This is a genomic window from Paraburkholderia diazotrophica (assembly GCF_900108945.1).
Classification (GTDB): domain Bacteria; phylum Pseudomonadota; class Gammaproteobacteria; order Burkholderiales; family Burkholderiaceae; genus Paraburkholderia; species Paraburkholderia diazotrophica.
Map to the genome: position 1 here is coordinate 1 of NZ_FNYE01000054.1, position 21,649 is coordinate 21,649.

19 protein-coding genes and 1 pseudogene are annotated in these 21,649 nt (G+C 64.0%); 6 read left to right on the forward strand and 14 right to left on the reverse strand.

Annotated elements, in window-relative coordinates; genetic code table 11:
- Positions 1-383 (forward strand): annotated as a pseudogene (locus tag BMW76_RS36475) (amino acid:proton symporter); the annotation flags it as partial.
- A gap of 90 nt (positions 384-473) precedes the next feature.
- Here the strand turns inward: BMW76_RS36475 and BMW76_RS36480 are convergent.
- The 7 genes from BMW76_RS36480 to BMW76_RS36510 all read right to left on the reverse strand — a co-directional run bounded on the left by BMW76_RS36480 (position 474) and on the right by BMW76_RS36510 (position 6,648).
- Entirely contained in the window at positions 474-1,259 is a 786-nt protein-coding gene (locus BMW76_RS36480) for a DODA-type extradiol aromatic ring-opening family dioxygenase (RefSeq protein ID WP_090873638.1), read from the reverse strand.
- 172 nt (positions 1,260-1,431) lie between these two features.
- Positions 1,432-2,031 carry a UbiX family flavin prenyltransferase gene (locus BMW76_RS36485; RefSeq protein ID WP_090873639.1) on the reverse strand — a complete coding sequence of 200 codons (600 nt, stop codon included), beginning with the start codon at positions 2,029-2,031 and terminating at the stop codon, positions 1,432-1,434.
- Between the two features lie 25 nt (positions 2,032-2,056).
- Positions 2,057-2,368, reverse strand: a complete 312-nt coding sequence (grxD, locus tag BMW76_RS36490) for a Grx4 family monothiol glutaredoxin (RefSeq protein ID WP_090873640.1) — start codon at positions 2,366-2,368, stop codon at positions 2,057-2,059.
- A 110-nt stretch (positions 2,369-2,478) separates the two neighbouring features.
- Complete coding sequence (gene prmC, locus BMW76_RS36495; RefSeq protein ID WP_090873641.1) at positions 2,479-3,327, reverse strand: peptide chain release factor N(5)-glutamine methyltransferase; 849 nt, start codon at positions 3,325-3,327, stop codon at positions 2,479-2,481.
- A 7-nt stretch (positions 3,328-3,334) separates the two neighbouring features.
- Positions 3,335-4,417, reverse strand: coding sequence for a peptide chain release factor 1 (gene prfA, locus BMW76_RS36500; protein WP_090873642.1), 1,083 nt, complete (start codon positions 4,415-4,417; stop codon positions 3,335-3,337).
- Between the two features lie 143 nt (positions 4,418-4,560).
- Entirely contained in the window at positions 4,561-5,847 is a 1,287-nt protein-coding gene (gene hemA / locus BMW76_RS36505) for a glutamyl-tRNA reductase (protein ID WP_090873643.1), read from the reverse strand.
- Positions 5,848-5,901: 54 nt separating this feature from the next.
- On the reverse strand, positions 5,902-6,648 hold the full coding sequence (locus tag BMW76_RS36510) for a response regulator transcription factor (protein WP_090873644.1): 747 nt from the start codon (positions 6,646-6,648) through the stop codon (positions 5,902-5,904).
- 196 nt (positions 6,649-6,844) lie between these two features.
- On the opposite strand from BMW76_RS36510, the gene BMW76_RS36515 reads away from it, so the two are divergent.
- The 4 genes from BMW76_RS36515 to BMW76_RS36530 all read left to right on the forward strand — a co-directional run bounded on the left by BMW76_RS36515 (position 6,845) and on the right by BMW76_RS36530 (position 10,221).
- The gene (locus BMW76_RS36515; RefSeq protein WP_087732435.1) at positions 6,845-7,099 is read left to right on the forward strand and encodes a hypothetical protein; all 255 of its coding nucleotides are present in this window, start codon (positions 6,845-6,847) and stop codon (positions 7,097-7,099) included.
- Between the two features lie 19 nt (positions 7,100-7,118).
- Positions 7,119-8,933, forward strand: coding sequence for an aminopeptidase P family protein (locus BMW76_RS36520; protein ID WP_090873645.1), 1,815 nt, complete (start codon positions 7,119-7,121; stop codon positions 8,931-8,933).
- A 116-nt stretch (positions 8,934-9,049) separates the two neighbouring features.
- Complete coding sequence (locus BMW76_RS36525; RefSeq protein ID WP_090873646.1) at positions 9,050-9,601, forward strand: cysteine hydrolase family protein; 552 nt, start codon at positions 9,050-9,052, stop codon at positions 9,599-9,601.
- Positions 9,598-10,221, forward strand: a complete 624-nt coding sequence (locus BMW76_RS36530; protein ID WP_090873647.1) for an HAD family hydrolase — start codon at positions 9,598-9,600, stop codon at positions 10,219-10,221. The genes BMW76_RS36525 and BMW76_RS36530 overlap by 4 nt, the downstream gene beginning before the upstream one ends.
- Positions 10,222-10,255: 34 nt before the next feature.
- Here BMW76_RS36530 and BMW76_RS36535 read toward each other — a convergent pair whose 3' ends face one another.
- The 7 genes from BMW76_RS36535 to ychF all read right to left on the reverse strand — a co-directional run bounded on the left by BMW76_RS36535 (position 10,256) and on the right by ychF (position 19,894).
- Positions 10,256-11,404 carry a DUF748 domain-containing protein gene (locus BMW76_RS36535; protein ID WP_090873648.1) on the reverse strand — a complete coding sequence of 383 codons (1,149 nt, stop codon included), beginning with the start codon at positions 11,402-11,404 and terminating at the stop codon, positions 10,256-10,258.
- Positions 11,405-11,502: 98 nt separating this feature from the next.
- Complete coding sequence (gene ettA / locus BMW76_RS36540) at positions 11,503-13,170, reverse strand: energy-dependent translational throttle protein EttA (protein WP_090873649.1); 1,668 nt, start codon at positions 13,168-13,170, stop codon at positions 11,503-11,505.
- A gap of 984 nt (positions 13,171-14,154) precedes the next feature.
- Positions 14,155-15,243 carry a sn-glycerol-3-phosphate import ATP-binding protein UgpC gene (locus BMW76_RS36545; protein WP_090873650.1) on the reverse strand — a complete coding sequence of 363 codons (1,089 nt, stop codon included), beginning with the start codon at positions 15,241-15,243 and terminating at the stop codon, positions 14,155-14,157.
- Positions 15,244-15,321: 78 nt separating this feature from the next.
- Complete coding sequence (gene ugpE / locus BMW76_RS36550) at positions 15,322-16,167, reverse strand: sn-glycerol-3-phosphate ABC transporter permease UgpE (protein ID WP_090873651.1); 846 nt, start codon at positions 16,165-16,167, stop codon at positions 15,322-15,324.
- The gene (gene ugpA, locus BMW76_RS36555; protein ID WP_090873652.1) at positions 16,164-17,048 is read right to left on the reverse strand and encodes a sn-glycerol-3-phosphate ABC transporter permease UgpA; all 885 of its coding nucleotides are present in this window, start codon (positions 17,046-17,048) and stop codon (positions 16,164-16,166) included. The genes ugpE and ugpA overlap by 4 nt, the downstream gene beginning before the upstream one ends.
- Positions 17,049-17,137: 89 nt before the next feature.
- Positions 17,138-18,463 (reverse strand): sn-glycerol-3-phosphate ABC transporter substrate-binding protein UgpB, encoded by a 1,326-nt coding sequence (gene ugpB, locus BMW76_RS36560; RefSeq protein WP_090873653.1) that lies wholly within the window; start codon positions 18,461-18,463, stop codon positions 17,138-17,140.
- A 336-nt stretch (positions 18,464-18,799) separates the two neighbouring features.
- Positions 18,800-19,894 (reverse strand): redox-regulated ATPase YchF, encoded by a 1,095-nt coding sequence (gene ychF / locus BMW76_RS36565; RefSeq protein WP_090873654.1) that lies wholly within the window; start codon positions 19,892-19,894, stop codon positions 18,800-18,802.
- Between the two features lie 444 nt (positions 19,895-20,338).
- Here ychF and BMW76_RS36570 point away from each other — a divergent pair, with 444 nt between their 5' ends.
- Positions 20,339-21,511 carry a UbiH/UbiF family hydroxylase gene (locus tag BMW76_RS36570; RefSeq protein WP_090873655.1) on the forward strand — a complete coding sequence of 391 codons (1,173 nt, stop codon included), beginning with the start codon at positions 20,339-20,341 and terminating at the stop codon, positions 21,509-21,511.
- Positions 21,512-21,649 lie beyond the last annotated feature (138 nt).

A 21,649-nucleotide genomic window follows, 5' to 3' on the forward strand; every position in this document is an offset into this window, starting at 1 on the left:
TGATCGCGCCGTTCGCGTTCGTGTGCGCGTCGCTGATCCTGTACTGGGCGAAGTGGCCGCTGACGGGCGAGATCATCCTGCTAATGATCGTCGCGCTGCCGGTGTTCTTCTACTTCCAGGCGAAGTCGGGTTTCACGGGCTTCAACGAGGACCTGAAGGCGGCGTGGTGGCTGGTCGCGTACCTGCCGGTCATGGCGATCCTGTCGCTGATCGGCAGCAGGCAGTTCGGCGGGATGGGGCTGTTGCCGTATGGCTGGGACATGCTGGTCGTGATCGTGTTCTCGCTGGTGTTCTATTACTGGGGTGTGCATACGGGCTATCGCACCGGGTATCTGGACGAGCGCGAAGCGCAAGACGAGATTCTCGAAGGCATTGGCGTCTGATCGCCGCGAATTGCCCGACTCGCTAAAGCAAATAAAGCAAAAGCCCGTCAGAAGCCTGGCGGGCTTTTTTTTGTCCGGCGACGGCGGCGCTTATGCGTTGCCGAACACGTAGTTCGTCATCGCCAGCGAGCGCTGGAACGTCCCGAGCGATTGGATGCCGAGCTTGTAATCGTCGGCTGCCGCGCCGAGCGCGGCAAACACCGGCAACAGATGCTCGTCGGTCGGATGCATGAACGCGGCGTGCGGCGCCTGGCGCCGATAGTCCAGCAGCGCGTCGATATCGCGGGCCGTAAGACGCGCCTCGAACCAGTCGGTAAACTCGGTGACGCGCGGATCGGCATCCTCGGGCCGCGCCGAAAAATCCGCCTCGCGCAGATTGTGCGTGATCTGGCCGGAACCGACGATCATCACGCCCTCGTCCTGCAGCGGACGCAGCGCGCGCCCCACACGGAAGTGATGCGCGGGATCGAGCCGCGGCTGGATCGACAACTGGGCGATCGGCACGTCGGCGTGCGGGAACATCAGCAGCATCGGCACCCACGCGCCGTGATCGAGGCCGTGCGGTTGCGTCGCCGTCGGCATGCCGTGTTCGCCGAGCAATTCCGCCGCGCGTCGCGCGACGTCGGGCGCGCCCGGCGCCGGATACTGGATCTCGTACAGCTGACGCGGAAAGCCGTAAAAGTCGTGAATCGTCTCAGGCGCGTCCGACGTGCTGGCGGCGGGCTGCAGCGTGCCCCAATGCGCGGACAGCATCAGGATCGCCTTCGGGCGCGGCACGTCGGCGGAAAGCGAGGCGAATTGCTCGCGCGGCATTGACGGATCGATCGGCAGCGTCGGCGCGCCGTGCGACAGAAAGAGGGAAGGCAAGCGGGTCATGGCGGTGCGGGCCGTTGAGGCCCGGAAACGTGTCGTTGATCCCAATATACGGCCGCACTCACGATTGATAAACGGCCCGAGAGGGATTTGATTGTCTCGCCGCTGTTGTGAATCCAGTCGAATGGTCGGCTCGCGCGGCCTAGGCCCGTGAGGGGAGACAACCGCGCCCGGCTTATTGCGCCGGACAATTCAGCCCTTGCCACGCCGGCGCGAGCGCCGGGCCCAGCGCGAACAGATCGAGCACGCGCGCGACGGTGTCGTCGACCATCTGGTCGATCGTCGCCGGCCGGTTGTAGAAGGCGGGCAACGGCGGAAAGATTACGCCGCCCATTTCGGTGACGGCCGTCATGTTGCGCAGATGCGCGAGATTGAACGGCGTTTCGCGAACCATCAGCACGAGTCGCCGACGCTCCTTGAGCGTGACATCGGCGGCGCGCGTGATGAGATTGTCGGAGAGTCCATGCGCCACGCTCGCGAGCGTTCTCATCGAGCAGGGCGCGATGATCATGCCATCCGTCGCAAACGAGCCCGACGCGATGCTTGCGCCGACGTCGCGCACGGAATGAACGACATCCGCGAGCGGATGCACGTCGTCACGCGACAGTTGGAGTTCGTGCTGGATATTGAGCCACCCTGCGCTTGAGATCAGCAGATGGCTTTCGACGCCGCCAAGCTTGCGCAGCGTTTGAAGCAGCCGTACGCCGTAGACGGCGCCCGTCGCTCCCGTGATGGCGATGATGAGACGACGTGGCGCCGCGGCGTGCGTTTCCATGGCGTGCGGCGCCCGGCTGCGTAAATCAGGCTGCGGCGAAGAGCTGCTGCAGTTCGCCCGACTGATACATCTCCATCATGATGTCCGAGCCGCCGACGAATTCACCCTTGACGTACAACTGCGGGATCGTCGGCCAGTTCGAGTATTCCTTGATGCCCTGGCGCACGGCTTCGTCTTCGAGGACGTTGACCGTCTTGAACTGATCGACGCCGCATGCCTTCAGGATTTGCACCGCACGGCCCGAGAAGCCGCACATCGGGAATTGCGCGTTGCCTTTCATGAAAAGCACGACGGGGTTTTCGTCGACGATTTGCTTGATGCGTTGTTGCGTGTCCATGACTGACCTTGCGGTTCCGGTATGTGTTGGGGATAGAGTCAAATGATAGCGGATTTCGCCGATGCCGGCCGACGGCGGAATCCCGCATGGCGCCATGATTTCGCCGCGTGTCAGCCCGGCCAGCGCCCGCCGCTGATGCGTTCGATGCCGGCCAGATCGCACTCGGAACGGACATCGGCGAAGCCTTGCTCCGACAGAATCGCGCGGACGGCTTCCGCCTGGTCGTAGCCGTGTTCCATCCACAGCACGCCATTGGGCGCCAGCCTCGACGGCGCGCCCGCGACGATCGCGCGGATCGCCGACAGCCCATCGGCGTCGTCGGTGAGTGCACCGCGCGGTTCGAAGCGCAGATCGCCTTGCGACAGATGCGGATCGCCGCTCGCGATATACGGCGGGTTGCTGACGATCACATCGAACGTAAGCGACGCGTCGAGCGCGCCGTACCAGTCGCTGTGCGCGAACTGCACGCCGCCGCCGGGGCGCTTCGGCTCGAGCAGCCGGATCGCATTGCGCGCGGCAACGGCCAGTGCTTCCGTCGAGCGGTCGACGGCCCAGACACGCGCATCCGGGCGCGACCACGCAATCGACACGGCGATCGCGCCCGTGCCTGTGCCTAGATCGAGCACGCGGGCACGCGCGGCACGCACTTCGAGCGCGTAGACGGCCGTTTCGACGAGCAATTCGGTTTCGGGGCGGGGAATGAGCACATCGCGCGTGACTTCGAAATCGAGCCCGAAGAATTCACGCGATCCGATGAGTTGCGCAATGGGCTCGCCAGCGACGCGTCTCGCTTCGAGCTCGCGGAACGCCGCGACGTTTAGCGGATCGAGCGCGTCGTCGGCGCGTGTGATCAGTTCCGTGCGGCGCCAGCCGAGCGGGTGCCCGAGCAGAATGCGCGCTTCGAGCGCAGGCAGCGGCGACGCGCGCAGCAGCGTGGCGACGGTATCGGCTGTATTCATGCCCGGCTCAGTCCGCGTCGCCGAGCGACGCCAGCAATTCCGCCTGATGCTCGGACACGAGCGCCGCGATCAGTTCGTCGAGATCGCCTGCCATGATCGCTTCGAGGCGATACAGCGTCAGGTTGATCCGGTGATCCGTGAGACGGCCTTGCGGAAAGTTGTAGGTGCGAATGCGCTCCGAGCGGTCGCCCGAGCCGATCAGGCTCTTGCGCGTCGCCGCTTCCTTCGCGTGCTGCTCGTGGTACTGCTTGTCCTTGATGCGCGCGGCGAGCACCTTCAGCGCGCGATCCTTGTTCTTGTGCTGCGAGCGATCGTCCTGGCATTCGACGACGATGCCCGTCGGCAGGTGCGTCACGCGCACGGCCGAATCGGTCTTGTTGATGTGCTGACCACCCGCGCCGGACGCGCGGAACGTGTCGATGCGCAGATCGGAGGGATTGATTTCGACTTCACCGATCTCGTCCGCTTCCGGCATCACCGCGACCGTGCACGCCGACGTGTGGATGCGGCCCTGCGTTTCCGTCGCCGGCACGCGCTGCACGCGATGGCCGCCCGACTCGAACTTGAGCTTCGAGTACGCAGCGTCGCCCGCGATCCGCACGATCACTTCCTTGTAGCCGCCCAGATCGGATTCGCTCGCCGACATCATCTCGACCTGCCAGCGGTTGCGCTCCGCGTAGCGCAGGTACATGCGCAACAGGTCGCCCGCGAACAGCGCGGATTCGTCGCCGCCCGTGCCCGCGCGGATTTCGAGGAAGATGTTGCGGTCGTCGTTCGGATCTTTGGGCAGCAGCATCTTCTGCAGTTCGCCCTCGAGCCTTTCCATCTGCTCGCGCGACGTGCGGATTTCCTCTTCCGCGAAATCCTTCATCGATGCGTCGGACAGCAGTTCCTGCGCCGTCGCCGCATCGTTCAGCGCCTGGCGCCACAGACCGTAATGCTCGACGACAGGCTGCAGTTCCGCGTGCTCGCGCGTGAGCTTGCGGTATTGCTCGATGCTCGACGTGATGTCTTCGCGGCTCAACAGGTCGTTCAGTTCGGCCAGCCGGATAGTGAGCTGGTCGAGCTTGGCTTGCATGCTCGTTTTCATTGGGGCGGTCGGAGCGGACTCCGGAAAGAACGGCTGGATTCGGGATTCGGGACGAAAACCGGGAACGAATGCCCGGGACGCTGCGGATAGGGCGCCGTGCGGACCGTGACGGCAACACGCGCGATGCGTCGGCTGGAGCGCCGCTAACGCTCCGAAGAGTGAGCGTGTTTGTAGAAGCCGCCCATCAGCTCGATGAGTTGATCGCGGTTTTCGCTGCTGGCGCGGTTGAGCGCGTGCGTGGGACCGTGGATCAGCTTGTTCGTCAGCGACTGCGACAGCGCTTCGAGCACGACGGCGGGGTCGTCGCCGCGCGCGAGCATCTTCTGCGCTTTCTCGACTTCAGCGCGACGCAGCGTGTCGGCCTGCGTATGCATGTGGCGGATAACGGGCACGATGCTGCGCGCGTCGAGCCACTGCATGAAATTCTGCACGCGCGTCTCGATGATCGTTTCGGCTTGCGCGACGGCGGCTTGCCGCGACGCATTGCCTTCGCGGACGATCGCGCCGAGATCGTCGACGGTGTACAGGAACACGTCTTCGAGCTGGCCGACTTCTGGCTCGATATCGCGCGGCACGGCGAGATCGACCATGAAGATCGGCCGGTGACGACGCGCCTTCACCGCGCGCTCGACGGCGCCCAAGCCGATGATGGGCAGCGTCGACGCCGTGCACGACACGATGATGTCGAATTCGTGCATGCGCGCGGGCAGTTCGGAGAGCGGAATCGCGCGGCCGTTGAAGCGGCCGGCGAGACGTTCTCCGCGTTCGGCCGTGCGGTTTGCGACGACAAGTTCACGCGGCTGCTGCGCGGCAAAGTGCGTCGCGCACAGCTCGATCATTTCGCCCGCGCCGATGAACAGCACGCGCTGGTTCGACACCTTGTCGAAAATGCGTTGCGCGAGGCGCACGGAGGCCGCGGCCATCGAAACCGATTGCGCCCCGATTTCCGTGGTGGTCCGCACCTCTTTCGCGACGGCGAACGTGCGCTGAAACAGCTGGTTCAGGTACGTGCCGAGCGCACCCGCTTCCGAGGCAGTGCGCACGGCATCCTTCATCTGGCCGACGATCTGCGTCTCGCCGAGCACCATCGAGTCGAGCCCCGACGCGACGCGAAACGCGTGGCGCACGGCTTCGGACTGCGGCAGCGCGTACACGTGCGGCGCGAGTTCATCGACGGCGATGTTGTGATACTTCGACAGCCAGTGGACTGCCGCTTCGCGGGCGGCGTGGTCGTCGGTGGCGCAGTACAGCTCGGTGCGGTTGCAGGTCGACAGGATCGCTGCTTCCGGCGCGGCACGGGCCGTGCGGCCGAGGAAGATGTCCTTGAACGTCGACAGTGCCGGCTTGATCTGTTCGAGCGGAAACGCCACGCGCTCGCGCAAGGCGACGGGCGCGGTGTGGTGATTGATTCCGATCGTTAAGAGTTGCACGGGGACGCTACGGCCTTGCAAGGCGACGTATTGGGGCTATGGTTAGGCCCAATATTATAGCGTTTCCACGAATCTTTCATTGGCGGGGGCCTTATCCGCGCCATCCGCCTTTTCCACAGGAATCTGGTCCAGACGGTAGCCGTACCCGTACAGCGGAACCAGCGTGTAGCCGAATTCCGGCCGCAATTCGAGCTTGGTCCTGATGCGCGACGCATGGGTATCGAGCGTGCGCGACTTAACGTCGCGGCGGCGCGACCAGACCGTTTCGAGGATGTGCGCGCGCGACACAGCTCGCGACATGTTGGTGAACAGCAGCAGCGCGAACTGCAGTTCCTTCGGCGTCAGCGCCACGCTCTGACCCCGAAAACTGACGACCGAGCGGCCAGCATCGAACGCGTATTCGCCGAACATTTCGCGCGCGCGGTTGCGCGGGCGGCGAATGCCGGCGCGGCGCATCAGCGCGTCGATGCGCGCCAGCATTTCGGGACCGCGCGCTGGCTTCGCGAGACAATCGTCGGCGCCTGCCTGCAGTGTCGCGACCAGTTCGCTTTCGCGCGGCGACGTCATCAGCACGACGACGGGCAGACCGGGCAACACCTCGCGCACGCGCGCGATGACGTCTTCGGCGGCGGCGTCGCCGCAAAAGGCGTCGGTGACGAGAAGGTCGAAGAATTCGCGAGCAGCGCCCGCCAGAAACGGCGCGCTGGCGGAAAAGTGGTGACAGGCATGCCCACCGGCAAACAGCAGCCGGCCGACAATTTCCGCATGCCGCAGGTCGGGCTCGATAAGGGCGATTCGCATGGGACGAAGGGCGGGACGCAGCGGCCTGGCGCGCGAGGCTTTCGGCTTGCCTAACCTTGCCTCGGGCCCCTAAACTCAACCGCTACGCAGAAAGCCGTGCTGACCTTCTAGTGAAAGAGAAAAAAATGCTAGCCATCGATAAAACAGCCGCCTATCAGAAGAGTCTTAAATTGATGATCGGCGGCGGAGTGCGCTGATGGGCTGGCCCGGTCTGATCCTCCTTGGCGCCGTCGTCGGTCTGGTCAGCTGGTGGCTGCATCCCCTGCGGCGCGCGAGCCGCGTGAGCCTATGGGTGGCGCTCCTCGTCGGTGTGGCGGGAGCGGCCATCGCACACATGGCCGGCAACGTCGTCCAGCTCTTCCATGACGGCGATACGCTCGAATGGCCCGTCTGCACCGCTTTCGCTCTTGTTGCCGTTGCCGTGACGGTCGGCTTGTTATCCCGTCGATGAATCTTTGCAGGTGAAACCGATGAACGTACGACTCCCCGAAACCGCCTCGATCCCCGAGCGCATTGCACAACTGCGCAGCGCGATGACGCAGCAAGGGCTCGCCGCCTGGCTGGTGCCGTCGGCCGATCCGCATCTCTCAGAATATCTGCCTGGCCGCTGGCAGGGCCGCGAGTGGCTGTCCGGGTTCACCGGCTCGGTCGGGACGCTGGTCGTGACGGCCGACTTCGCCGGCCTGTGGGTCGACAGCCGCTATTGGGTGCAGGCCGAAGCGCAACTGGCGGGCACGGGCATTCAGCTGATGAAAATGTTCGGCGGTCAGCTGACGTCGCCGCACATCGACTGGCTCGCGCAGAACGTGCCGGCGGGCGCGACGGTCGGCGTCGACGGCGCGGTGCTCGGCGTCGCGACGGCGCGTGCGCTGGGCGATGCGCTGACGGCGCGCGGCGTCAAGCTGCGCACCGACTTCGATCTGCTCGACATCGTCTGGCCGCAGCGTCCGGAATTGCCGACGGGCGCCGTCTACGAGCACGTCGCGCCGCACGCGAGCGTCTCCCGCGCGGAGAAACTGGACCGGATTCGCCGCGCGATGCAGGAAAAGGGCGCGCAGTGGCATTTCATCTCGACGCTCGACGACCTCGCATGGCTGCTGAATCTGCGCGGCGCGGACGTGAACTACAACCCCGTGTTCGTCGCGCATGCGCTGATCGGGCTGGATTGCGCGTCGCTTTTCGTGACGGACGGCAAGGTGCCTGCTGAGCTGGCGGATTCGCTGGCACGCGACGGCATTCGCGTCGAGCCGTACGCCAAGGCCGCCGACGCACTCGCCGCGCTGCCGGGCGGCCAGACGCTGCTGATCGACCCGCGCCGCATCACGTATGGCTTGCTGCAATCGGTGCCGGCGTCGGTGGAGATAGTCGAGTCGGTGAATCCGTCGACGTTCTTCAAGTCGCGCAAGACGGACGCCGAAGCCGCGCACGTGCGCGCGACGATGGAGCAGGACGGCGCGGCGCTCGCCGAATTCTTCGCGTGGTTCGAGGGCGCACTCGGCCGCGAAAAAATCACCGAACTGACGATCGATGAGAAGCTGACGGCGGCGCGCGCGCGTCGGCCGGGCTTCGTCACGCTGAGCTTCGCGACGATCGCCGGTTTCAACGCGAACGGCGCGATGCCGCACTATCGCGCGACGCCCGCCTCGCACTCGACGATCGAAGGCAACGGCCTGCTGCTGATCGACTCGGGCGGCCAGTACCTGAGCGGCACGACGGACATCACGCGCGTCGTGCCCATCGGCACGATCAACGACGAGCATCGCCGCGACTTCACGACGGTGCTGAAGGGCACGATGGCGCTCTCGCGCGCGAAGTTTCCGCGCGGCATCCGTTCGCCGATGCTCGACGCCATCGCGCGCGCGCCCATCTGGGAAATGGGCGCTGACTACGGGCACGGCACGGGGCATGGTGTCGGCTATTTCCTGAATGTCCACGAAGGTCCGCAGGTGATCTCGCACTACGCGCCCGCCGAAGCGTGGACAGCGATGGAAGAGGGCATGATCACGTCGATCGAGCCGGGCATCTATCGTCCGGGCAAGTGGGGCATTCGCATCGAGAATCTGGTGCTGAACCGTCCGGCGCAGAAAACCGAGTTCGGCGATTTCCTCGAATTCGAAACGCTGACGCTGTGCCCGATCGACACGCGCTGCATCGCGCTGAACCTGCTGCGCGACGACGAGCGCGCGTGGCTCAACGCGTATCACGAGATGGTGCACGCGCGCGTGTCGCCGCATGTGTCGGGCGACGCGAAGGCGTGGCTCGAAACGCGCACGCAGCCGATCTGACGCGCAGGACGCCGCGGCAGCCGCTCGTTGCGGCGGCGTCTCGCGCATCGGCGCCGCCGTGTTCTCTGCAAAAAAAATCGCCGCAAGAATAACCACCAACGAATAGCGAGGCCCGCATGTCCGGTGTTGCCGTGATCGTCATCGACGTACAGCAGATGTTCTTCAGCGGCCCGTCGGCCGCTTATCGCGCCGGCGACGTGATCGACGGGATCAACCGGCTCACATCGGCTGCGCGCAATGCGAATGCGCCCGTCTTTTTCGTGCAGCACGAAAGCGATGCGAATGGGCCGCTCGCGCACGGCAGCGATGCGTGGCAATTGCCTGCCGCACTCGTTCGCGAGCCGCAGGACTGTTCCATCTTCAAGACCGTCGGCGATTCGTTCCAAGGGACGCCGCTTGCCGCCCAGCTTCAGCAAGGCGACATCGACGGCGTGATCCTCTGCGGCTACGCGACGGAGTTCTGCGTCAACGCCACGGCGCGTCGTGCCGAACTGCTCGGCCTGCGCACGACGGTCGTGTCCGACCTTCACACGACTCAGGACAAGCCGCACCTCGCCGCCGACAAGATCGTCGAGCACCAGAACTTCGTCTGGGCCAATTCATCGATGACGGGCAAGCGCGTCAAGGTGCGTCCCCTCGCCGACATTCTGCAAACGGAGTTCGCATGACCATCAAGGCAGTCGTGTTCGATTTCGGCGGCGTGCTGATCGACTGGAGCCCCGAGTATCTGTACCGCGCGCTGATTCCCGACGACGCCGAGCGCCGCTGGTTCCTGTCCAATGTCTGCACGATGGACTGGGTGGTCCGCCAGGACGGCGGCCAGCCGATCACGGAAGGCACGGCCGAGCTGATCGAAAAGTTTCCTGAGCACGAGCCGCTGATTCGCGCGTTCTACGAGCGCTGGCACGAAATGGTCGCGGGCGTGCTCGATGACGGCGTCGCGACCGTCGAGAAGCTCGAAGCCGAAAACGTGCCGCTCTTCGGCCTGACGAACTGGTCGGACGAGACGTTTCCGTATGCGTGGGAGCACTATCCGGTGTTGCGCCGCTTCAAGGACATCGTCGTGTCAGGCCGCGTGAAGATGGTCAAGCCCGACCCGGCGATCTTCGATGAAATGCTGCGCCGGATTCGCGCGCATCTGCCGGATGTGCAGCCGCATGAACTCGTCTTCATCGACGACAACATCAAGAACGCCAACGCCGCAACCGAACTCGGCTGGCACGGCGTGCATCACACGAACGCCGATGAAACGGAAGCGAGACTGCGAGCGCTAGGCTTGCCTGTCTGAGCGTGGCAGCCGGACACTGCCGCCGAAGCGAGCGTCATTGCCCAAGCAGATTCTTCAGCGCGTTGCCGAGTCCCTTCACCGTTTCACCCGCGCCCTTCGCGACGCCTTCAGCGCTGACGCCGAGCGCTTTCGCGAAGTTCGCGCGCAACTCGGTCATCAGGCTTTCGTTGAGCTTGAACTTCGGGTCGCGCAAATTGCCGTCGATCGTGAAGTGCAGCGTGATGTCGTCGCCATGCTTCTTGAGTGCGGCGACGGCGGCGCGGGTCGGAATCTGCATGAAGGTGTCGAGCGGATCGCCCGTGTCGGCCAGTTGCAGACGATGCAGCGTGATCGTGCCCGGCGCGTGGATGTGATAGCTGGTCACGGTCGCTGGCATGTTCAGGTCGAGCGTGCCGCCCGTTACCTGCGTTCTCGCGCCGGCCTTTTTCAGCAGATACGGATCGAGCGTGACGACGTCGACGCCGTGCAGCGTCGTGGTCGTCTGCGAATCCTTGCTGGCGACTTTCATCCAGCCGTCGAACGTCACCTTGCCGGTGTGCGCCGGACCCTTGATCGAGCCCCGGACCGACAGGTTGGTCGGTTCGGTGAGATCGGGCAGATGGATGTGGTCGACGCTGGCGCTCGCGTCGCTGACGACCACCTTGTACGGCGGCTTGCTCACCGATTCGTCGTAGAAGACGAACTGGCCGTCTGCAAACGCGATGTGTTCGATGAGCTTTTCGGCGGGCAAGGGCGGCCGGCTCGACGCTGCGCCGCTCGCCGCGCTGGCGCCACTGGCCGCGTTCGCGGACTGGCTCACCGATTGCCGCAGCTTCGGCAGCAGTTCGAGACGACCGCTTGCCGTGCGCACCAGCGCGAGACTGAAGCCGCGCACCACGACGCTTTTCATATGCACGCGATGCGCGAGCAGATCGCCGACATCGGGCGTCATCGTGATCTGCTCGGCGGTGAGCGAGTCGGCGGTCGGCCATTCTTTGGGTGCCGTCAGCCGCACGCGGTCGAGCGTGATCGACGTGAGGCCGACGTTGATGCTCTGCGCGCTGCCAATCGGCGCGAGCGCTTCGACGACGCGCTCTTTCACTTCGTGTTGCACGAAATACAGCCCGCCGAGCGCGATCACGACGAGCAGCACGATCACGCCCGTCAAGGCCACCACCACGCGCTTGCCCGTCGATATCGCCATGCCGTCTCCTCGTCTGCGTGTGACGAGCCAGCAAGCCATATGCCGTTCGCATCGAATCGCGCGAGCGTTCCGTCTGCGGACGGCGGCCCGGCGAACGCTTAACGGGTGATCGGCTTGTAGCGCAGACGTTTCGGGCGCGCCGCCTCTTCGCCGAGACGCGCGCGCTTGTCGGCTTCGTACTCCTGGTAGTTGCCGTCGAAGAACGTCACCTGCGAATCGCCTTCGAACGCGAGGATGTGCGTCGCGATACGGTCTAGGAACCAGCGGTCGTGCGAGATCACCATCACCGAGCCGGCGAATTCGAGCAGTGCGTCTTCGAGCGCGCGCAGCGTTTCGACGTCGAGGTCGTTCGACGGCTCGTCGAGCAGCAGCATGTTGCCGCCCGCGATCAGGGTCTTCGCAAGATGCAGACGGCCGCGCTCGCCGCCCGACAGGTTGCCGACGATCTTCTGCTGGTCGCCGCCCTTGAAGTTGAAGCGGCCGATATACGCGCGCGACGGCGTTTCGTACCTGCCGACCGTCAGCACGTCAGCGCCGCCCGAGACGGCTTCGAACACGGTCTTCGAGCCGTCGAGCGCGTCGCGGCTCTGATCGACGTACGCGAGCTTGACGGTCGGGCCCTGGATGATTTCGCCCGAATCCGGCTGTTCCTTGCCCGTCAGCATGCGAAAGAGCGTCGACTTACCGGCGCCGTTCGGCCCGATGATGCCGACAATCGCGCCCGCCGGAATCTTGAAGCTGAGGTTGTCGATCAGCAGGCGATCGCCGTACGACTTGCTGACGTTCTTGAACTCGATCACTTCATTGCCGAGGCGGTCGCCGACGGGAATGAAGATTTCCTGCGTTTCGTTGCGCTTCTGGTATTCCTGGCTGTTCAGTTCCTCGAAGCGGGCGATACGCGCCTTCGATTTCGCCTGACGGCCCTTCGGATTCTGGCGCACCCATTCCAGTTCTTTCTTGATCGCCTTCTGACGCGCCGATTCGGATGCCTCTTCCTGCTTCAGGCGGTCCTCCTTCTGATCGAGCCAGCTGCTGTAGTTGCCCTTCCACGGAATGCCGTAGCCGCGGTCGAGTTCGAGAATCCACTCGGCGGCGTTGTCGAGGAAGTAGCGATCGTGCGTCACGGCGACGACGGTGCCCGGGAAGCGCGTGAGGAACTGCTCCAGCCATTCGACGGATTCGGCGTCGAGGTGGTTGGTCGGTTCGTCGAGGAGCAGCATGTCGGGCTTTTCGAGCAGCAGCTTGCACAGCGCGACGCGGCGTTTTTCGCCGCCCGACAGATGCTCGATCTTCGCGTCCCACGGCGGCAGGCGCAGCGCGTCGGCGGCCACTTCGAGTTGCTGTTCGGCGCTGCCGCCGTCGGACGTCGCGAGGATCGCTTCGTACTTCGCCTGCTCGGCGGCGAGCGCGTCGAAGTCGGCGTCCGGTTCCGCGTACGCGGCATAGATTTCGTCGAGCTTCTTTTGCGCATTGAACACGTCGCCGAGACCTTCTTCGACGGCTTCGCGCACCGTCTTTTGCGGATCGAGCTGCGGTTCCTGGGGCAGATAGCCGATGTTCAGGTTCGGCATCGGCGTGGCTTCGCCTTCGATGTCCTTGTCGACGCCGGCCATGATCTTGATCAGCGTGGATTTACCAGAGCCGTTCAGGCCGAGCAGGCCGATCTTCGCGCCGGGGAAGAACGACAGCGAAATGTCTTTCAGGATTTGACGCTTGGGCGGCACGATCTTGCCGACCCGGTTCATGGTGAAGACGTATTGGGCCATTTGCGTGAGTTGGGGGCGTTGAGTGGATACGGCACTAAGCGTGCCGGCGCCCGGGCGGGCGGATGTGTCATTGTACTTGGGTGTTTTCTCTTTCAGTCTTTCTGTCTGCGACGCTTTTTGGGTGTGTTTGCCTTTTCGCTGGCATCCGCGAATGCGTGGATATTTCAGCGTGCCGCTGGCATCCGCGATGCGCCTCGCGGCGCGGGCGTTGCCCCTGTGCGGGGCGGCACTCACTTTCTTTGCCGCCGCAAAGAAAGTAAGCAAAGAAAGCGGGCTCACACCGCTAATGCTTGATGATTACCCACGGGCTCTCAACGTCCCCGTGATTCGCACGGCTGTGTGCTAACCCATGCTCGTTGCCAACGTTCTCGCTAAACGCCTCACCCGCTTCATGCACCCTTGGCATCGCCAAGTGTATCGGACGTTTCAGCGCCGCATGTCGGTAGTGAATGAGGCTGCTGTGTCGTACACGGCAACGCCCGCACTTGAGCCGCATCGCCTAGCGAGGGTGTCCTGTGCGGTGCGAATGCCTACACACAGTTTGCCGCAAAGGGGCGCGGGAATCTTCGATGTCGCGGGCTGTAACGCGGGAGCATGAAGCAGGTGAGGCGCTTGAGTAGTGCACTGGCAACGAATGCACGTCAGCACGCTGCCGCGTGAAGGATGGGGACGTTGAGAGCTCGTGGGTAATCGTCAAGCATTGGCGGTATTAGCCCGCTTTCTTTGCTTACTTTCTTTGCGGCGGCAAAGAAAGTGAGTGCCGCCCCGCACAGGGGCAACGCTAGCGCCGCGAGGCGCCTCGCGGATGCCCGCGATAGGGGCAAAGCAAACCAACGCATCGCGGATGCCCGCGATAAGGCCAAATCAAACCAACGCATCGCAAATGCCCGCGATAAGGCCAAACCAAACCAAACCAAACCAACGCATCGCAAATGCCAGCGCAAGAGGCAAAAAACAAACCGCGTCGCAGACAAAAGCAAAACCTCAATTCAACCGCCTACCATCTTCCTCATCAAAGAAGTGAAGATGCTGCGCAGGCAGCGCGATCTGAAGCATTTCACCGGCACTCGGCCGGTGCCCATGAGGCAGCCGCACGGTGACGTCGTGCTGCCCCCAGCGCCCATGCGCAAGATTATCCGCGCCGAGCAGTTCGCACGAATCGACGGCGAGCGTCGCGGCAGGCGCGCCGGGTTGTCCAGGCGTCATGTGCTCGGGCCGGATGCCGAGCATGCACACGCGGCCCGCCACAACTTCACGGCTGATGCACGGCAGACGCTCAAGCGGCAGCTTCGGTCCATCGCCCGCGACTTCGAACGAAGCGCCGTCGTCGGCGATCCGGCCGTTCAGCAGATTCATCCCCGGCGAGCCGATGAAGCCCGCGACGAAAATCGTCGCGGGCCGCTCGTAGACTTCCGTCGGCGCGCCGATCTGCTCCGCGTGGCCGCGATTCATCACGATCACGCGCTGCGCGAGCGTCATCGCTTCGATCTGATCGTGCGTCACGTACAGGCTCGTCGTCTTGAGCCGGCCGTGCAGGCGCTGGATTTCGAGCCGCATCTGGACACGCAACCGCGCGTCGAGATTCGACAGTGGCTCGTCGAACAGAAACACGGCCGGCTCGCGCACGATCGCGCGGCCCATCGCGACGCGCTGCCGCTGTCCGCCCGACAGTTCGCGCGGCTTTCTCGCCAGCAGCGGTTCCAGCTCGAGAATCTTCGCGGCCGTCAGCACGCGTGCATCGATCTTCGATTTCGGCAACCCGGCGATCTTCAGCGCGTAGCCCATGTTCTGCGCGACCGTCATGTGCGGGTAGAGCGCGTAGTTCTGAAACACCATCGCGATGTTGCGATCTTTCGGTTCGAGATCGTTGACGACCTTGCCGTCGATCGCAATCTCGCCCTCGGTGACCGCTTCGAGGCCCGCGACCATGCGCAGCAACGTCGACTTTCCGCACCCCGACGGCCCGACCATCACGACGAACTCACCGTCGCGCACATCGGCGTTGATGCCGTGCAGGACGTTCTGCTTGCCGTCGTACGATTTCTTCACCCCTTTCAGCGTCAGTGCAGACATGGGTTTTTATCCTTGTTTTTCAGCACTCTTTTTCGGCCACATTTCTCAGCCTCATTTTTCGGCATTCAATTTCCGGCCTCATTTCTCAGCATCAATGAGGCCGCGCACGAACCAGCGCTGCATCGCCAGCACGACGACGAGCGGCGGCAGCATCGCGAGCAGCGTCGCGGCCATCACGAGATGCCATTCGGTCGCCGTGTCGCCGGAAGCGATCATGCTCTTGATGCCCACCACGGACGTCGTCAGCGATTGCTGGCTCGTGATCAGGATCGGCCACAAGTACTGGTTCCAGCCGTAGATGAACGTGATCACGAAGAGTGCCGCGAGATTCGTCTTCGAGAGCGGCAGCACGACGTCCCAGAAGAAGCGCAGCGGCCCCGCGCCATCGATGCGCGCGGCTTCCATCAGCTCGTCGGGCAGCGTCAGGAAGAACTGGCGGAACAGAAACGTCGCGGTGGCAGACGCGATCAGCGGCAGCGTGAGCCCGGCGTACGTGTTGCTCAGATGCATCGACGACACGACCTGCACGGTCGGAAAGATGCGCACTTCGACCGGCAGCATCAGCGTGATGAAGATCAGCCAGAACGCGGCGCTGCGGCCCGGAAAGCGGAAGAACACGATCGCGAAAGCCGAGACGATCGACACGGCGATCTTGCCGATCGCGATCACGAGCGCCATCACGAGACTGTTGAGCAGCATCGCGCCGAACGGGCTGGCCGCGTTGCCCGTGCCGTGCGTCCAGATATTCGCGACGTTCTCGAACAGATGCGTGCTGGGCACCAGCGAAAGCGGCACGCTGAACACTTCATGCTCGCTCATCGTCGCCGCGCAGAACGCGACGTAGACGGGAAACACGACCAGCAGCACGCCGACGATCAGCACGGCGTGGCAGAAGAGGTCGAAGCCGCGGCGATTCTCGATCATGAGTATTGAACCCTTCGCTCGATGAAGCGGAACTGCACGACAGTCAGCCCGACGACGATCACCATCAGCACGACCGATTGCGCGCCCGAGCTGCCGATGTCGAGTCCCTGGAAGCCTTCGGCGAAGATCTTGTAGATCAGCGTGCGCGTGGACTGCGCGGGGCCGCCGCCCGTCGCGGCATCGATGATCGGGAAGGTGTCGAAGAACGCGTAGACGAGATTGACGACGAGCAGAAAAAACGTCGTCGGCGACAGCAGCGGCAACGCGACGCCGAAGAAGCGCCGCACGGGACCCGCGCCGTCGATCGCGGCCGCTTCGATCAGCGAGCGTGGAATCGCCTGAAGACCCGCATAGAAGAACAGGAAGTTGTAGCTGACCTGCTTCCACACCGATGCGAGCACGACGAGGAACATCGCCTGACCGGGATTGAGCGCGTGATTCCACACGATGCCCGCCTTGCCGAGCGCGAAGGTCACGAGACCGATGCTCGGGTTGAACAGAAACGACCACAGCACGGCCGCAATCGCGGGCGCGACGGCGTACGGCCAGATCAAAAGCGTCTGATAGGCTTTTGCGCCGCGCGTCACGCGATCGGCGCAGGCGGCGAGCAGCAGCGAGATCGCGAGCCCGGAACCGGTGACGAGCGCGCAGAAGATTAGCGTCGTTTCGAACGACGACAGGTACAGCGGATCGGCGAACAGCTGCCTGAAATTGCCGAGTCCGACGAATTCCCTCGACGTGCCGAACGCGTCCTGAGTCTGCGTCGATTCCCAGAGCGCTTCGCCCGCGGGCAACAGGAAGAACAGCAGCGTAATCGCGAGCTGGGGCGCGACGAGCAGATAAGGCAGGGAGCTGGTGCCGAAGCGGGAGCGCTTGTCCATCGACGTCCTTCCCAACGGTGAGCGAATCAGGCGCGCTTCGCTGTTTCATTCAACTTCATACAGCGGCGAAGACGCGCCCCTGGTGACAATCAGCTGCCGGCCTTCTCGAAGCGGCGCAGCAGGTCGTCGCCGCGCGACACCGACGAATCGAGCGCATCTTTGGGCGTCTTCTTGTCGGCCCAGACCTGTTCGAGTTCTTCGTCGATGATCGTGCGGATCTGCGGCATGTTGCCCAGACGCAGGCCCTTCGTGTACGGCAGCGGCGGCTTGTTGAGCATCTGCTTGATGGCCGTGTCGCTGCCAGGGTTCTTCTCGTAGAAGCCCTGTTGCTGGGTCAGCTGATACGCGGCCGTCGTGACGGGCAGATAGCCCGTGTCCTGATGCCATTTCGCGGCGACGGGCGGCGAGCTGAGATAAGCGAGGAACTTCGCGACGCCCTTGTAGACGGCCGGGTCCTTGCCCGACAGGACCCAGAGGCTCGCACCGCCGATGATCGCGTTCTGCGGCGCGCCCTTCACGTTTGCGTCGTACGGCATCATGCCCGTGCCGAAGCTGAACTTCGCGTACTTGCGGATCGTCGCGAGCGAGCCCGATGAGTTCGTGATGATCCCGCAGTCGCCGCTATAGAACTTCGATACGGGTTCGTCCTTGCGGCCTGCGTAGGTGAACGTGCCTTCCTTCGCCATCTTCTGCAGGAACGTGATGTGGGCGATCTGCAATTGCTTGTTGAATTCGAGCTGCGCATCGGCGCCGTCGAAGCCGTTGTTTTCCGTCGCGAACGGCGCGCCGTGCCACGCGCTGTAGTTCTCGAGCTGAATCCAGCTTTGCCACCCCGACGAATAGCCGCACGACAGGCCCGCCGCCTTCAGCTTCTGCGCATCCTGCTCGACTTCGGCCCAGGTCCTGGGCGGCGCGTTGGGATCGAGGCCGGCTTTCTTGAAGGCGTCCTTGTTGTAGTAGAGAACGGGCGTCGAGCTGTTGAACGGCATCGAAATCAGATGGCCCGATTTCGAGTCGCTGTAATAGCTGGCGATGGTCGGCACGAAGGCTTTCTCATCGAGCGTCATGCCTGCCTGCTTGAACACATCCGACACGGGGACGACGGCCTTCCTGGCTTGCATCATCGTCGCCGTGCCGACTTCGTAGACCTGCAGGATCGCGGGCGCGTTGCCGCTGCGATACGCGGCGATGCCGGCGGCAAGCGTCTGGTCGTAGGTGCCTTTGAAGACGGGGACGATCTTGTAATCGCTCTGCGATGCGTTGAAGTCGTTGGCGATCACATTCAGGCGTTCGCCGAGCGCGGCTTCCATCGCATGCCAGAACTGGATTTCAGTGGCGGCATGTGCACCTTGATGAACGCCCAAGGCCAGAACGGCCGCGACGGAGAGCGAACGGAACAGCGGCTTGCAATGCATCGAGAGTCTCCTTTTTTTGTCGACCAGAGTTGGCGCTTTAGCGCCTTACACTGGTCCCATGCCCGACAGGGCGATCGAACGCGCGTTGTGCGGTGCGCGATTCTAGTTATGGTCGATGACAGGAAAGCGTCGGTGATTCTTTTAGGTGCCAGGTCCGGTGCAGAAAGGGCAATTTAACATCGAAGAATTGCGCGAGAAAGCGCGATTACCCGAAGCGCCGATTGGTGTCCGCGCAACGAGGGCGAAAAAAAGCCGCGTCGATGCGCGGCCTTTCTCTGCTTCTCTTTGCGTCTGGCATCTCGCGTCATGCGGCGGGATGCATTTGACAATTCGTCGTCAGACGTTGAACAAAAAATTCATTACATCGCCATCATGCACGATGTACTCCTTCCCTTCGGCGCGCATCTTGCCCGCTTCCTTCGCGCCTTGCTCGCCCTTGTACGTGATGAAGTCGTCGAAGCCGATGGTCTGCGCGCGGATGAAGCCACGCTCGAAATCCGTATGAATCGCGCCCGCGGCTTGCGGCGCCGTGTCGCCGACATGGATCGTCCACGCGCGCACTTCCTTCACGCCCGCCGTGAAGTACGTCTGCAGACCGAGCAGCTTGAAGCCCGCGCGAATCACGCGGTTCAAGCCCGGCTCGTGCATGCCCATGTCGGCGAGAAACACTTCCTTGTCTTCATCGTCGAGATCGGCGATTTCCGCTTCGATTGCCGCGCACACCGCGACGACGGGCGCTTTTTCCGTCTCAGCGTACTTGCGCACGGCATCCAGATGCGGATTGTTCTCGAAGCCGTCTTCCTTCACGTTCGCCACGTACATCGCCGGCTTGGCCGTGATCAGACAGAACGGCTTGATCAGCAGACGCTCTTCGTCCGTCAGGTCGAGCCCGCGAACCGGCTTTGCCTGGTCCAGTTGCGCGCGAACCTTTTCCAGCACGGCGGCGAGCTTCACCGCTTCCTTGTCGTTGCCCGACTTCGCGGCCTTCGCGTAGCGCGTGAGCGCCTTTTCGACGGTTGCCAGATCGGCTAGCGCGAGTTCGGTGTTGATCACTTCGATATCCGACACCGGGTCGATCTTGCCCGCGACGTGAATCACGTTTTCGTCTTCGAAGCAGCGTACGACATGCGTGATCGCGTCGGTTTCGCGGATGTTCGCGAGGAACTGGTTGCCGAGGCCTTCGCCTTTGCTCGCGCCGGCGACGAGGCCCGCGATATCGACGAATTCCACGACGGCGGGCAGGATGCGCTCCGGCTTGACGATTTCCGCGAGCGCCTTCAGACGCGCGTCCGGCACTTCGACCACGCCGACGTTCGGCTCGATCGTGCAGAACGGATAGTTTTCGGCGGCGATGCCCGCCTTGGTCAGCGCGTTGAACAGGGTGGACTTGCCGACATTAGGCAGGCCGACGATGCCGCATTGGAGGCTCATGAGGTTCTCTACAAATCAGGTGATGACGGGCTTCGGCGAACGGGCGGACTTGCTGCAAGGGCTACGCGTGGCGCGGCGCACTGCCGGCTGCGGCCCGCAAGTCCGCTGGCGCCGGATGGCGCGGCGCAGGCGGACTCGTCCGTACTTGTCGTATTGCCCCGGCTGCGCGAGCGCAAAGCAAAAGCGCGCCGGTGTGCCGGATAACCGAAAACCGCAATTGTAACCCTGTCGGGCGGCACGTTTGCGGTAGCGGAAGACCGGCAGCATCCGCCGCACGACGCCGCGCCGTGCGAGCGCTGCTGCTCGCATTCCAGCCACTCGGTCCCGCCTGCGCCCGACAGACATCGACCATCGGCCTAACCAGGCGCAAACCCAAGGCGCAAACCCGGCCGTACCGCTGTCCCGCTGGTCCGTCCCCGAGACCCCCGCAGCTATAATGCCCGGATGAACGCTCACCACTCATCCTTCGACGTCGCCGTGATCGGCGGAGGGCTCGTCGGCAAGACCGCGGCGCTGGCGCTCACGCAATGCGGCCTGCGCGTCGCGCTGCTCGCGCAGCATTGTCAGCCGCTGCCCGGCGACGCCGTGTTCGACTCGCGCATCTACGCGCTGTCCGCGAGTTCGCAGGCGCTGCTCGAGCGTCTGCGCGTGTGGCAGGCGCTCGACGCATCGCGGCTCTCGCCCGTCTACGACATGCGCGTCTACGGCGATGCGCACGCCGAGCTGCATTTCTCGGCATTTCAGGCCTCGGTGCCGCAGCTTGCGTGGATCGCTGAATCGTCGCTGATCGAACACGCGCTCGACGCCGCGCTGCGCTTTCAGCCCAACCTCACATGGCTCGACACGCGTGCGCAAGGGCTCGACGTGAAAACGGGCGGCGCGACGATCGGCCTCGCGAACGGCAACGTGCTCGAAGCGGATCTCGTCGTCGGCGCGGACGGCGCGCATTCGTGGGTGCGCGCGCAGATCGGCTCGAAGACGAACCGGCGCGACTACCGGCAGACGGGCGTCGTCGCGAACTTCAAGGCCGAGCGGCCGCATGGCGAGACGGCGTATCAGTGGTTTCGCGACGGCGAAATCATCGCGCTGCTGCCGCTGCCCGACGGGCACGTGTCGCTCGTCTGGTCGGCGCTGACGGATCATGCGAACACGCTCATCAGGCTCGATCCGGCGCAGCTTGCTGCGGAAGTCGAACGTGCGACGATGGGCGCACTCGGCAAGCTCGAATGCGTGACGCCCGCTCAAGGCTTTCCGCTCGCACTGCAAACGGTCGACCGGCTGGTTGCGCCGCGCGTGGCGCTCGTCGGCGATGCCGCGCATCTGATTCATCCGCTCGCCGGTCAGGGGATGAACCTGGGCTTGCGCGACGTGGCGTCGCTGGTGGAGGTGATCGCGAAGAAAGAGGCGTTCCGCGATCTCGGCGACACGGTGCTGCTGCGCCGCTACGAACGCTCGCGCAGCGAAGACATTCGCGCGCTGACCATCGCCACCGACGGCCTTCAGCGGCTGTTCTCACTGTCGGGCAATATCGCGCGCGCGGTCCGCAATACGGGGATGGCGTTCGTCGGCGGACAGCCGCTGGTCAAACGCTGGCTGGTGTCGGCGGCGCTGGGCTGAAACGCCGGGCACGGACGTTGCGCCCTCGATCGCAGGGCGCATGTGACAAGGCAGGTCGCGAGGCATACCATCCGTAACGCGGCTCCCGGTGCGTCGGACGCACGATCGGGAACACGGGCGGAACATAAACATGGGCGC